This window comes from Streptomyces sp. JLBJ103 (genome assembly GCF_058215575.1).
The window spans coordinates 582,113-595,042 of the sequence record NZ_CM177089.1 but is presented as its reverse complement, the minus strand read 5'-3'; the positions used below and the strand labels follow the sequence as shown (position 1 = coordinate 595,042).

11 protein-coding genes are annotated in these 12,930 nt (G+C 71.6%); 7 read left to right on the top strand and 4 right to left on the bottom strand.

What is annotated here, in order from left to right; genetic code table 11:
- Nucleotides 1-27 precede the first annotated feature (27 nt).
- The 3 genes from AC4BEG_RS02435 to AC4BEG_RS02425 form a co-directional block, all read right to left on the bottom strand.
- Nucleotides 28-882, bottom strand: coding sequence for a universal stress protein (locus AC4BEG_RS02435; protein WP_490704248.1), 855 nt, complete (start codon nt 880-882; stop codon nt 28-30).
- A 658-nt stretch (nt 883-1,540) separates the two neighbouring features.
- Nucleotides 1,541-2,443: a universal stress protein gene (locus tag AC4BEG_RS02430; RefSeq protein WP_490704247.1), complete on the bottom strand. Its 903-nt coding sequence runs from the start codon at nt 2,441-2,443 to the stop codon at nt 1,541-1,543.
- Nucleotides 2,440-3,111, bottom strand: coding sequence for a CBS domain-containing protein (locus AC4BEG_RS02425; protein WP_490704246.1), 672 nt, complete (start codon nt 3,109-3,111; stop codon nt 2,440-2,442). The genes AC4BEG_RS02430 and AC4BEG_RS02425 overlap by 4 nt, the downstream gene beginning before the upstream one ends.
- A 212-nt stretch (nt 3,112-3,323) precedes the next feature.
- Between AC4BEG_RS02425 and AC4BEG_RS02420 the strand changes: the two genes are divergently transcribed.
- The 4 genes from AC4BEG_RS02420 (at nt 3,324) to glpK (ending at nt 9,262) form a co-directional block, all read left to right on the top strand.
- Nucleotides 3,324-4,205, top strand: coding sequence for a universal stress protein (locus AC4BEG_RS02420; protein WP_490704245.1), 882 nt, complete (start codon nt 3,324-3,326; stop codon nt 4,203-4,205).
- Nucleotides 4,206-4,387: 182 nt separating this feature from the next.
- Complete coding sequence (locus tag AC4BEG_RS02415; protein ID WP_490704244.1) at nt 4,388-6,772, top strand: phosphoketolase family protein; 2,385 nt, start codon at nt 4,388-4,390, stop codon at nt 6,770-6,772.
- Between the two features lie 105 nt (nt 6,773-6,877).
- Nucleotides 6,878-7,735: an MIP/aquaporin family protein gene (locus tag AC4BEG_RS02410; RefSeq protein WP_490704243.1), complete on the top strand. Its 858-nt coding sequence runs from the start codon at nt 6,878-6,880 to the stop codon at nt 7,733-7,735.
- A 9-nt stretch (nt 7,736-7,744) separates the two neighbouring features.
- A complete protein-coding gene (gene glpK / locus AC4BEG_RS02405; protein WP_490704242.1) occupies nt 7,745-9,262 on the top strand; it encodes a glycerol kinase GlpK in 1,518 nt (505 codons plus the stop codon).
- A 222-nt stretch (nt 9,263-9,484) separates the two neighbouring features.
- Here the strand turns inward: glpK and AC4BEG_RS02400 are convergent, their stop codons facing one another.
- Nucleotides 9,485-9,850, bottom strand: a complete 366-nt coding sequence (locus AC4BEG_RS02400; protein ID WP_490704241.1) for a Scr1 family TA system antitoxin-like transcriptional regulator — start codon at nt 9,848-9,850, stop codon at nt 9,485-9,487.
- Between the two features lie 283 nt (nt 9,851-10,133).
- Between AC4BEG_RS02400 and AC4BEG_RS02395 the strand changes: the two genes are divergently transcribed.
- The 3 genes from AC4BEG_RS02395 (at nt 10,134) to AC4BEG_RS02385 (ending at nt 12,918) form a co-directional block, all read left to right on the top strand.
- Complete coding sequence (locus AC4BEG_RS02395; protein ID WP_490706958.1) at nt 10,134-11,279, top strand: glutathione-independent formaldehyde dehydrogenase; 1,146 nt, start codon at nt 10,134-10,136, stop codon at nt 11,277-11,279.
- Between the two features lie 142 nt (nt 11,280-11,421).
- Nucleotides 11,422-11,979, top strand: coding sequence for a hypothetical protein (locus AC4BEG_RS02390; RefSeq protein WP_490704240.1), 558 nt, complete (start codon nt 11,422-11,424; stop codon nt 11,977-11,979).
- Nucleotides 11,980-11,985: 6 nt separating this feature from the next.
- Nucleotides 11,986-12,918 carry an SRPBCC family protein gene (locus AC4BEG_RS02385; RefSeq protein WP_490704239.1) on the top strand — a complete coding sequence of 311 codons (933 nt, stop codon included), beginning with the start codon at nt 11,986-11,988 and terminating at the stop codon, nt 12,916-12,918.
- Nucleotides 12,919-12,930 lie beyond the last annotated feature (12 nt).

Here is a 12,930-nt window from a genome sequence, read left to right as displayed (position 1 = left end):
TCGTGGCATGCGTGATGTCGGTTCTGGTCAGCTTTGGGGGACGACGGCGACCGGACACGCGGCGTGGTGCGCCACGGCCTGGGCGACGGGCCCGAGCCGCGGTCCGAGGCCCGTCCGGCGCGGACCGCGTCCCACGACCATCAGCGCCACCCCCGCCGCGGCGGCCACCAGCCGCCGGGCCGGGCTGTCCGACGCGGTCTCCTCGACGACCCGCACCCCGGCGAACTTGTCCCGCCACGGCGCCAGCGCCTCGCTCAGCGCGTACTCCGCCTCTTTGTGGGCATCGGTCAGCCCGACGTCCACGACCCAGGGCGCGGAGCCCCGTATCGCGGGAACCCTGTTGGCGTACACACACCGCAGCCCCGCACCGCGCCGGGCGGCGGTGTCGAACGCGAACTCCAGCACGTCATGGCACGACCTGCGTGGATCCACCCCCGCCAGCACATCGGCGTTCCGGGTGTCCGGGGTGTCCGCCCGCACCAGGACGACGGGGGTGGCGGCGCGGGCGGCCAGCTCCAGACCGACCGAGCCCAGGAAGAATCCGGCGACCGTGCCGAGCGAGCGGGACCCGACCACCAGCAACTGGGCCCGCTCCGCCTCGGCCAGCAGCACGGGCCCGGGAGAGCCGCGAATCTGGTCGGTCAGGATCGGCATCTCCGGGTGTTCGGCGTCCAGTTCGGCCCGCGCGGACCGCAGCGCGCGCTCGGCCCAGTAGTGCCAGGCGGCCTTCCGGCCCGGGGTGAGCTCCAACTGCTCGGGCCCCGGCCAGGCGTTGACCAGCCGCAGCGGAGCGTCGCGCAGGATCGCCTCGCGCGCCGCCCAGTCGGCGGCGGCCAGGCTCTCGGGGGACCCGTCCAGGCCCGCGGTGACGGGGCGCACCATCGCTGCCCTCCTCTCCGGCGTGGCGCGGTGCGGTGCGGCGTCGTGGGCGCCGGGACTCCTGCGGCCGTATCGGCTCCGGGACGCCTGCCGGACCATGTCTTTGTTGACCGGCGTCTTTGTTGACCGGCGCGCCGACGGGGCGGAGTACGGCCCACCCGGGCCTCGCCCGGTACGACCTGTCGGCCGCCGCCGCGGCACACCCGCGGCGCCGGGGGCCGCCCGCTTCTCGCGGGCCCTGATTGCGCGGTGCGCGGTAGCCGGTGACACACGTCAGCGGGTCCGCCGGTCCGCTTCTCCGCGTCTGCTGGACGCCCCCGGTGCCACTTTCCAGGGCACCACGTCCGGGTGGCCCGCGCCAGGGCCGACCGGTCCCGGCCCACCCCCGCCCCCAGGACAACCGGCCCATCCACCCCGAGTCCCCGGCCCCGTCGGCCCGCCTGCCCCCGCGTCCCGCCGGGCCGCGACATCCGGCCGCCGTGTGCATCCGTGCGCCGCTCGGCACCGTGCCGATCGTGCGTGCCCACGACGGGGAAGGTCTGCGGGCCCCTCCGCTACGCCCCTCCGCCGTGGGCCGGGCCGGGCCGGGGCCGAACGAGGGCGCCCCGGGCCCAGCCCGGAGCCACCCCGCGGTATCCGCTCGTCGCGCCGCGGGGAACGCTCAGCCGACCGGGACCAGGACGACCGGGCAGTGGGCGTGATGGAGGACCGCGTGGGTGACGGGGCCGAGCTGGAGGCCGAGCCGGGCGGTGCGGCGGTGGACGGCCAGGACCAGGACGTCCGCCGCGCGGGACGCCTCCACCAGGGCCTGCGCGGGGGCGCTGTGGACCGTGTCCTCGCGGACGCCCACCTGGCCGAACTCCTCGCGCAGCGCGGCCACCACGCGGTACGTCTCCGCCTGTGCGCGCTCCGCCCGCAGGGCCACGACCTCCCTCGAGGGCAGGGTGTGGTCGCCGCTGAAGGTCCGGGGGTGGGTCCATGGGTACAGCACCCGCAGCCGCGCGCCGCGCCGGATGGCCTCCTCGAAGGCGAACCGGGCCGCCGCCTCGTCCGCGCCGCCCTCGACCCCGACCAGCACCTTGCCGTGGCCCTCGGGCCCGTACGCGGCCGGCACATCGCCGCGTACCACCAGCAGCGGGCGGTGGGTGTGGGCGGCCAGCCGCAGTCCGACCGAGCCCAGCAGCAGCCCGGTGAAGCCTCCCAGACCACGCGTGCCGATGACGATCAGCGAGGCGCCCTGGCCGATCCGCAGCAGCTCCGGCACCGCGTCCTGCGCGGTGAGGGTGGGGACGATCCGCAGCTCCGGGTCCTTCTCGGCGGCCCGCGCCACGGCGAGCCGCAGCACCGTGCGGGCGATCTCGACCGGGGGCCGCTGGGGTTCGCTGTCCATGTCGAAGGCGAGCGGATCGGTACGGGCCCATGGCCAGGCGTGCACGATCTCCAGCGTGGCATCGCGCCGCCGGGCCTCGGCGACGGCCCTGTCCAGCGCGGCCCAGGCGCTGTCGGAGCCGTCGAGGCCCACCACGACCCGGCCGTCCTGGGCCGGCTTGTCGGCAGCCGTCATGACGCGGCACCTCCCTGGCCGGGGGAGTCGTCGACGCGATAGGTGAGCCGGTCGACCACCGCCACCACCCCGTCCACCTGTCCGGCCATCCGCACCGCGATGGGGATCTCGCTGTGCCGGTCGAGGCGGCCCTCCAGCCGCACCACCCCGTCGGTCACGGTGACCGCGACGGTGTGCGGCAGCAGCCACAGCGAGCGCACCAGCACCTCGTCGATCACTTCCGCGCGGATCTCGTCGTCCGGGCGGAGGAAGACCCGCAGCAGATCACGGCGGGTGACGATGCCGATCAGCCGGTCCTCCTCGTCCACGACGGGGAGCCGTTCGATCCGATGGCGGTCCATGGAGCGCGCGGCGTCCACGATGGTGTCCTGCGGGTGCACGGTGACGGCGGGCCGTGACATCAGCTGCCAGGCGGTGCGTCCGTCGGGGGACTGCCGTGGTACTCCGTCGGCCCGTCCGCCCCCCTGGTGACCGTTGTCCTGGCGGCCCGTCAGCTCGCTGAGATCGGTACCGCTGATCACGCCGACCACCTTGTCGTCGTCGTCCACCACCGGCAGACCGTTGATGCGGTGCCGGGCCAACAGCTGGCTGACCTCCTCGAACGAGGCCCCGTGGCCCACCCGGACAACATCGTCGGTCATCACGTTGCCGATCTTGCGGTGCTTCATTTCCTGCCTCCCCGGATCCTGTCTCCAGCCTCCAACGGCCCCCCTTCGCCCTCATGGGCTGCCCGGGGTCCGCTCGGGGCCGACCGGCCCGACCCGGCGGTCTGGGCCGAACGACCCCCGCCGGGGCCGAATCGCCCCTCGCGCCCGGGGCCGGACGGCGGGAGGGTGGGGACATCGGACAGCGAAGGCCACTGCGAAGGACGGTGGATACGGTGGTGCTCCCCCTGGTTGTGGGTGTCGACGGCTCACAGTCCAGCCTCAACGCGGTGGACTGGGCGGTGGACGCGGCGGCCCGGCACCGGGTGCCGCTGCGCCTGGTGCACGGCTCGCTGTGGGAGCGCTATGAGTACATCAGGCCCGCCACCGACCCCGAGCGCCCCTGGGACCGGGTGCTGTCCGAGCAGATCACCGACACCGCGGCCGAGCGCGCGCGACGCCGCGGCCCCGATGTGAAGATCTCCACCGAGGTGCTGCCGGAGGACCCGGTGTCCGTGCTGCTGCGCGCGGGCCAGGAGGCGTTCGGCGTGGTCACCGGAGCGCGCGGCCGGGGCGAACTCTCCGGACTGCTCCTCGGATCGGTCGCCCTGACGGTCGCCGCCCGTGCCCCCTGCCCGGTCACCGTCGTCCGGGGCGGGACGCCCAACCGGCGCGGTTCCTTCGGCCGGATCGTGCTCGGCGTGGACGAGCCCGGCGGTGAGGCGGCGCCCGCCCTGCGGTACGCCTTCCGCGAGGCCGAGGCGGGCGGCCGCGAGCTGGCCGCCGTACGGGCCTGGCGGTGCCCGGCCGGTGAGGTCACGGACGACCTGATGATCTACGGCGATCCGGTCCGCGCCCACTGGGCCCGCGCCGAGCGGGCACTCGACGACGCCCTGCGGGTCCCCGAACGGGACCACCCCAAGGTCGTCGTCCGCCGCGAGACCGTCGAAGGACCGGCCCGCAAGGCGCTGCTGCACGCGGCGGCCACCGCCGATCTGCTGGTCGTCGGCGCCTGCCGGCGCCACGGCCACATCGCGGGGCTCCAGCTCGGACTGGTCGCCCACACGGCGCTGCACCACGCGCCGTGTCCGGTGGCGGTCGTCCCCGACCGGACATGACGTTCCGCGCGCAAGGAACACGGACGCGCGCAAGGAACACGGACGCGCGCATGGAACACGGACGCGAGGGTGGAACACGGACGCGGCGCGTGGAACACGGACGAAGGGCACACCCGGCCGCAGCACGAGCGGCGGCCCGGCAGCGGGTACCCATCCGGAAACCCTACGAGGGAGAGAGGTCCATGCCAGATGTACCGACCTCGGCGGCGAGCGGGCTCGCCGCCGACGAACTGCACGCCCTGGACGCCCACTGGAGGGCCGCGAACTACCTCGCGGTCGGCCAGATCTATCTGCTGGCCAACCCGCTGCTGACCGAGCCGCTGCGCCCCGACCACATCAAGCCCCGGCTGCTGGGCCACTGGGGCACCTCACCCGGGCTCAACCTCGTCCACACCCACCTCAACCGGGTCATCAAGGCGCGCGACCTGGACGCCATCTGCGTATGGGGACCGGGGCACGGCGGCCCGGCGGTGCTCGCGGGCACCTGGCTGGACGGCAGCTACGCCGAGGTCTACCCCGACGTCGGCCGGGACGCGGCGGGTATGGCTCGCCTCTTCCGTCAGTTCTCCTTCCCCGGCGGGGTGCCCAGCCATGTCGCGCCCGAGACCCCCGGCTCCATTCACGAGGGCGGTGAGCTCGGCTACTCGCTCGCCCACGCCTACGGCGCGGCCCTGGACAACCCCGGCCTCCTCGTCGCCTGCGTCATCGGCGACGGCGAGGCCGAGACCGGACCGCTGGCCGCCTCCTGGCACGCGAACAAGTTCCTCGACCCGGTTCACGACGGCGCCGTACTGCCCATCCTCCACCTCAACGGCTACAAGATCGCCAACCCCACGGTGCTCGCCCGCCTCCCCGGGCCCGAACTGGACGATCTGCTGCGGGGATACGGCCATGAGCCGATCGAGGTGTCCGGCGACGAACCGCTCCAGGTCCACCGGGACCTGGCCCGCGCCATGGACCAGGCCCTCGACCGGATCGCCGTGCTCCAGCGCACCGCCCGGGAGGAGGGCGTCGGCGAACGTCCGCGCTGGCCGGTGATCGTGCTGCGTACCCCCAAGGGCTGGACCGGGCCCGCCGAGGTCGACGGCGTCCCGGTGGAGGGCACCTGGCGCTCACACCAGGTCCCGCTGCCGGGTGTACGGGAGAACCCGGAGCATCTGCGGCAGCTGGAGCGGTGGTTGCGCTCCTACCGGCCCGGGGAACTCTTCGACGAGGACGGGCGGCCCCGGCCGGAGGTGCTGGCCTGCGTCCCCGAGGGTCGGCGACGGCTGGGCGCCAATCCGCACGCCAACGGCGGACTGCTGGTGCGCGATCTGCCCCTGCCCGACCTGGAGCGGTACGCGGTCCCCGCCGAGAAGCCCGGGGTGACGCTGCACGAGCCCACCCGAGTGCTCGGCGACTTCCTGGAGCGGGTCATGGAGGACAGCGGCGACCGCCGCGACTTCCGGGTCGTCGGCCCGGACGAGACCGCCTCCAACCGGCTCCAGGCTCTCTTCCGGGCCACCGGAAAAGCGTGGCAGGAAGAGACCCTGACCACCGATGAGCATCTGAACCGGCACGGCCGGGTCATGGAGATCCTCTCCGAACACGTCTGCCAGGGATGGCTGGAGGGCTATCTGCTCACCGGACGGCACGGGCTGTTCTCCTGCTACGAGGCGTTCGTGCACATCGTCGACTCCATGGTCAACCAGCACATCAAGTGGCTGAAGGTGTCCCGGGCGCTGCCGTGGCGGCGCCCGGTGGCCTCCCTCAACTACCTGTTGACCTCGCATGTCTGGCGGCAGGACCACAACGGCTTCTCGCACCAGGACCCCGGCTTCGTGGACCATGTGCTCAACAAGAGCCCCGAGGTGGTGCGGGTCTATCTGCCGCCGGACGCCAACACCCTGCTCTGTGTGGCCGACCATGTGCTGCGCAGTCGGGACTACGTCAATGTCGTCGTCGCGGGCAAACAGCCCTGTTTCGACTGGCTGGACCTCGACCAGGCCCGCGCCCACTGCGCCCGTGGCGCCGGAATCTGGGACTGGGCGGGCACCGAGAACGGCACCGGCGAACCCGATGTGGTGCTGGCCTGCGCGGGCGACGTCCCCACCCAGGAGGTCCTGGCCGCCGCCGGGATCCTCCGCCGCCATCTGCCCGATGTGGCGGTGCGCGTGGTCAACGTCGTCGACATGACCCGGCTGCTGCCCCGGAAGGAACATCCGCACGGGATGCCGGACGCCGAGTTCGACGCCCTCTTCACCCGCGACCGGCCCGTCATCTTCGCCTACCACGGCTATCCGTGGCTGGTGCACCGGCTGGCCTACCGCCGGACCGTCCACCCGGAGCTGCATGTGCGCGGCTATCTGGAGTCGGGCACCACCACCACGCCCTTCGACATGGTCGTCCGCAACGACCTGGACCGCTACCGGCTGGTGATGGACGTCATCGACCGCACCCCGGGCCTCGCGGTGCGCGCCGCCACCGTACGCCAGCGGATGCAGGACGCGCGCACCCGCCACCACGCGTGGATCCGCGAACACGGCACCGACATGCCCGAAGTGGCGGAGTGGTCCTGGAGCGGCTGAGCCACCGCGCGGGGGCACCGGGAGCCGCACCGGCCCCGGTGCCCCATGCCCCGTACGGCCCAGCAGAAAGAGCCGTACCGCCCGCGCCGCGCACACCATGGGCCCATGACGGAGGAGAAGGAGCAGGGCCGGCGCTCGGGACTGATCGGCGAACTCTCCGCGGAGTTCGCCGGGACGATGGTGCTGATCCTCTTCGGATGCGGTGTGGTGGCGCAGGTGGTGGCGGCCGGCGCGCTCACCAAACCACCGGGCGCGCTCGGCGACCACGACTCCATCGCCTGGGGCTGGGGACTCGGCGTCACCCTGGGCGTCTATGTCGCCGCACGGCTCAGCGGCGCGCATATCAACCCGGCGGTCACTCTCTCCCTCGCGGCCTTCAAGGGCTTCCCTTGGAGCAAGGTGCTGCCCTACACCCTGGCCCAGACGCTCGGTGCGTTCGTCGCCGCGCTGCTGGTGCGCTGGAACTACACCGAGGTGCTGGCGGGCGCCGACCCGGGGCACACCTTCAAGACGCAGTTCGTGTTCTCCACCCTGCCGGGCAACGGCTCGCTCCCGGTGAGCGAATGGGGCGCGCTGCGCGACCAGATCATCGGCACCGCGATTCTGGTACTGCTGATCTTCGCCCTCACCGATGTCCTGAACGACCCGCCAAAGGCCAACCTGGCGCCGTTCATCATCGGCCTGGTCGTGGTCGCGATCGGCATGGCGTGGGGCGCCGACGCCGGATACGCCATCAACCCGGCCCGCGACTTCGGCCCCCGGCTCGCCAGCTTCATCACCGGCTACGGCACCGCCTGGCGGGACCAGTACGGGAATTTCTACTTCTGGGTGCCCATCGTCGGCCCGCTGATCGGCGGGCTCGTCGGCGCCGCCCTCTACAAGCTCCTGGTCAGCCGCTTCCTCCTGACGGCCGGACCACAGGAAGTGGGACGCATTCCGGCCCCCGAGGGTCCCGAGAGCTGAGGAGGCCGCATGCCGGACTTCGTCGGTGCCGTGGACCAGGGGACCACCAGCACCCGCTTCATGATCTTCGACCACGACGGCGGCGAAGTGGCGAGGTACCAGCTGGAGCACCACCAGATCCTGCCGCGCTCGGGGTGGGTCGAACACGACCCGGTGGAGATCTGGGAACGCACCAACTCCGTGATGCAGAACGCCATCCGCGCCGGCGATCTCTCACCCGCCGACCTGGCCGCCATCGGCATCACCAACCAGCGCGAGACCACCGTCATCTGGGATCCGCGCAACGGCCGGCCGTACCACAACGCCATCGTCTGGCAGGACACCCGCACCGACACCATCGCCGCCGCCCTCGAACGGGACGGCCACGGCGAGGTCATCCGCCGCAAGGCCGGACTGCCCCCCGCCACCTACTTCTCCGGCGGCAAGATCAAGTGGATTCTGGACAACGTCGAGGGCGTCCGCGAGGCGGCCGAACGCGGCCACGCGCTCTTCGGCAACACCGACGCCTGGGTGCTGTGGAACCTCACCGGCGGCCCCGGCGGCGGAATCCACGCCACCGATGTCACCAACGCCAGCCGCACCATGCTGATGAACCTGGAGACGCTGGACTGGGACGACGAACTGCTGGAGATCTTCGGCATTCCACGGGCCATGCTGCCGACCATCAACCCCTCCTCCCACGCCGAGGCGTACGGCCAGGCACGTACCACCCGCCCGCTGCGCACCGCGACCCCCATCACCGGGGTCCTCGGTGACCAGCAGGCGGCCACCGTCGGCCAGGTGTGCTTCAGCCCCGGCGAGGCGAAGAACACCTACGGCACCGGCAACTTCCTGGTCCTCAACACCGGTACGGAACTGGTGCGTTCGACCAGCGGACTGCTCACCACGGTGGCGTACCAGTTCGACGGCGAACCCGTCGTCTACGCCCTGGAGGGCTCCATCGCGGTGACCGGCTCGGCCGTGCAGTGGCTGCGCGACCAGATGAAGATCATCGAGGACGCCCCCGCCAGCGAGCGGCTGGCCCGCAGCGTCGAGGACAACGGCGGGGTGTACTTCGTCCCCGCGTTCTCCGGCCTGTTCGCCCCGTACTGGCGCTCCGACGCACGCGGCGCGATCGTCGGCCTCACCCGCTACAACACCAATGGCCATCTCGCCCGCGCCACCCTGGAGGCCATCTGCTACCAGAGCCGGGACGTGGTGGAGGCCATGGAGAAGGACGCGGGAACCCATCTCGATGTGCTCCGGGTGGACGGTGGGGTCACCGACAACGACCTGTGCATGCAGATCCAGGCCGATGTGCTGGGGGTGCCGGTCAGCCGTCCGGTGGTGGCCGAGACCACCGCACTGGGCGCCGCCTATGCCGCCGGTCTCGCCACCGGTTTCTGGCGGGACACCGATGAGCTGCGCTCCCACTGGAGCGAGTCCAAGCGCTGGGAGCCGGAGTGGAGCGAGGAGCGGCGCGAGGAGGGCTACGCGGGCTGGAAGAGGGCCGTGCAGCGCACCCTGGACTGGGTCGACGTCGGCTAGGCCCTGTCCTGCCGATCGTCGCGGGCCCGCGACGCCTGGCGCCGCGCCTCGCCGCGTTGTCGGGGTCTTCCGAGTACGCCCAGTACGCGGACGACCCTCCTGCGATCCTCCCCCAGCTACCGCTGGGAGGTGCCCCCTCACCAGACGCCGCGGGCTGATCCACGAAGATCGACAGGACAGGACCTGGTACGCGGTGTGTCCGACGCGTCACCCAGCTGAAGTTCACCGGTGGTACGACGGCGACCCGCGGCTCGTCGCCGCATGGCTGCCCACCCTGCGCCCCCGCATCGCGGCCTTCGCCGGCACCCCCGCTGCAAGAACGCATCCGACGCGCTGATCGGGATCGACGCGCTCGAGGCCGGCACCTGGGGTCCCTGGCTCTACCCCTACGACATGCGCAGGCTCAGCGGCCCTGCGCTCATCCACCAGGGCTGAGGAGCCGAGTTTCGACAGCCGCGTGAGTTCCTCGTACTGATCACGCATGACGTCGGGGCCGCCGATGGTGTACCTCAGGCCCGCTTCGCCGAGGATTGCCCACAGTTTGACCGGGTCCGGGTCGCGCTCCAGGACGCGCTGCTTGCGTTCCATACGGAGTCCGCCTGCCTGAAGGCGTTGTGCCGCCGCTACGCGGGCCGGCCCTTCGGCGACTGCTTGACCGATCGCCTCCCGCGAGGGAGGGCGGGTCCCCGGCCTGGTGGGGGCCGCGGTTGCGGGCCCCGGCGGACGGCGGTTACCTGGGAACGTATCCGGCGGTGAAGTGTGATCGCACCGGGGCCACGGCGTGACCGGGGCCCGGACCGGTCCCGTGTCTTCGGCGCCCGCCTTGTCCGCCGCCGCCGGTCCGCAGGTGACCGACGCGGAGGTGGTCGAGGTGAAAGCCGTTGTCTACGAAGAGCCTTTCACCGTGGCCGTGCGGGATGTCGACGATCCCCGGATCGAGCATCCCAACGATGTGCTCGTACGGATCACCTCCAGTGCGATCTGCGGCGCGGACCTGCATATGTACGAGGGGCGTATGGCGGCCCGGCCGGGCATCGTCTTCGGACACGAGAACATGGGCATCGTCGAGGAAACCGGCTCCGGCGTCACCTCGCTGTCCACGGGGGACCGCGTGGTCATGCCGTTCAACGTGGCGTGTGGATTCTGCAAGAACTGCCTCGTCGGCAACACCGGCTTCTGTCTGACCGTCAACCCCGGCTTCGCGGGCGGGGCCTACGGCTATGTGGCGATGGGGCCGTACACCGGTGGCCAGGCGGAACATCTGCGGGTGCCCTACGCCGACTTCAACTGTCTGAAGCTGCCCGAAGGCGATGAGTTCGAGACCGACTTCGTTCTGCTCGCCGATATCTTCCCGACCGGCTACCACGGTTGCGAGCTGGCACAGGTCTCCCTGGGCGAGAGCGTGGTCGTCTACGGCGCCGGGCCGGTGGGGCTGATGGCCGCCTACTCGGCCCTGTTGCGCGGTGCCGCCAAGGTGTTCGTGGTGGACCGGGTGCCCGAACGGCTCGCCAAGGCCGAGGAGATCGGGGCGATTCCCATCGACTTCACCAAGGGCGACCCGGCGGAGCAGATCAAGGACCGGACCGGTGGGGAGGGCACCGACAAGGGGGTGGACGCGGTGGGGTACCAGGCCCAGTCCCGCGACGCCGGCCACGAGGAGCCCGCGATCGTCCTCAACGGGCTGGTGGACACCGTACGGCCGACCGGGATGCTCGGGGTGCCGGGCCTGTATGTGCCCTCCGACCCCGGCGGCCCCGACGAGCACGCCAGACACGGTGAGCTCCTCCTTTCCATCGGCCGGATGTTTGAGAAGGGGCAGCGGATCGGCACCGGCCAGTGCAACGTCAAGCGGTACAACCGCCAGCTGCGCGACATGATCATCGCCCGTCGCGCCACACCGAGCTTCGTGGTCTCGCATGAACTCCCGCTGGACCAGGCGCCGTCGGCGTACGAGAAGTTCGATCAGCGGATCGAGGGCTACACCAAGGTGGTGCTGCACCCGGCGCTGGCGGCCTGACCGCGGAACTCCAGGATCCGCGGAATCTCGGGAATCCCCGGAATTCGCAAATAGGGTGAATGCGACATACTCGAAGTGGAGGCCCGTGTAGGGGGCTCTTCGAGCGGCGGCCGTACTCCGGCGGCGGTGAGGAGGACCGATTATGAAGAGCGAGGCGGCGCTGGCCTTCGCCAGTGGTTACCTCTTCGGGCGCCGTCACAGGGTGCGATGGGCCGTCGCGCTCGCCGGCATGGCGGCGGGCAAGCGACTCGCATCCCGCCATGCCCCGGGTGTCGATGCGCTGCCCACCTCGGACATCGGCAAGCTGGGCCGCGATGTCCGCGGCCAGGTGGCGTCCGCGGGACGGTCGGCCGTCGTGTCGGCGGCCAGTCATCGTATAGACGCTCTGAGTGACCGGCTGGAGCGCCGGGCGAGCACCCTGCGCGGCCGGGACACCTCCGAGAAGCCGGATACGTCCGAGGAGCCGGACACATCCGAGAAGCGGAAGACCTCCGGCGAGCGGGCGGCGAAGGGTAGGGCGCGGGAGCGCAAGAGCACGTCCGCCGCGCGGTCCGCCGAGCGCGGCCGGAGCGGGGAGCGGACGCGGGGCGCGGAGCGGAGCCGGAGCGAGGACCGGCGGCGGAAACCGGCCGCCGACCGCCCGGCGAAGACCCGGAAGCGAAGCGAGTCCGGAGGGTCCGGACGGCGGAGTCAGGGGTGAGGGCCTATGGCGCGGAAGGCGGATGAACGAGGCTCGGGAGCGCTCGGCGCGCTCGTCCAGGAACTGCCCACTGAGCGTCTGAAGAAGGAGGCGCGGAACCTCGTGGGCGCCCTGGGGCAGAAGGCCGTGTCATCGGTGACCGAGCGCGGCAAGAAGGCCGTGGGCAAGGCCGGAGGCGGTCTGGACGTACCCGTGAAGCCGCTGGTGAAGGCGGGGTTGGAGACCGTCAAGGACAAGGCGGTGGACACGGTCGAGGAAGTGGTCCCGGGCCTGGGCGGCGGCAAGGGGGGTGGGCGGGACAAGTCGCTGAAGGTCACCAATATCGTCGAGCAGATCGATGTCGGGGCGCCCCTCTCGCTCACCTATGACCTGTGGACGCAGTTCGAGGACTTCCCCAGCTATATGAAGAAGGTCGAGGACGTCTCACAGGAGTCCGACACCGAACTGGACTGGAAGGCGCAGGTCTTCTGGTCGCACCGCAAGTGGCACTCCGAGATCGTCGAGCAGGTGCCGGACAAGCGCATCATCTGGACTTCACGGGCCGAGAAGGGCCATGTGAACGGCGCGGTCACCTTCCATGAGATCGCCCCCGAGCTCACCCGGATCATGGTGGTCCTCCAGTACTACCCGCAGGGCTTCTTCGAGCGCACCGGAAACATCTGGCGGGCTCAGGGCCGCCGGGTGCGCCTGGAGCTGAAGCACTTCCGCCGCCATCTGATGGCCGAAGTGCTGCTCAACCCCGACGAGATCGAGGGCTGGCGCGGCGAGATCCGCGAGGGCGAGGTCGTGGACGAAGAGGAGTACGACGAGGGCGAAGAAGAGTACGAGGGCGAAGAAGAGGACGAGGGCGAGGGGTACGACGAGGAGGAAGAGGAGGAAGAGGAGGAAGGCGAAGAAGAGGAGGAAGAGGCGCCGCGGCGGCGCTCGCCCCGCCGCTGACCGTCCCTCGGG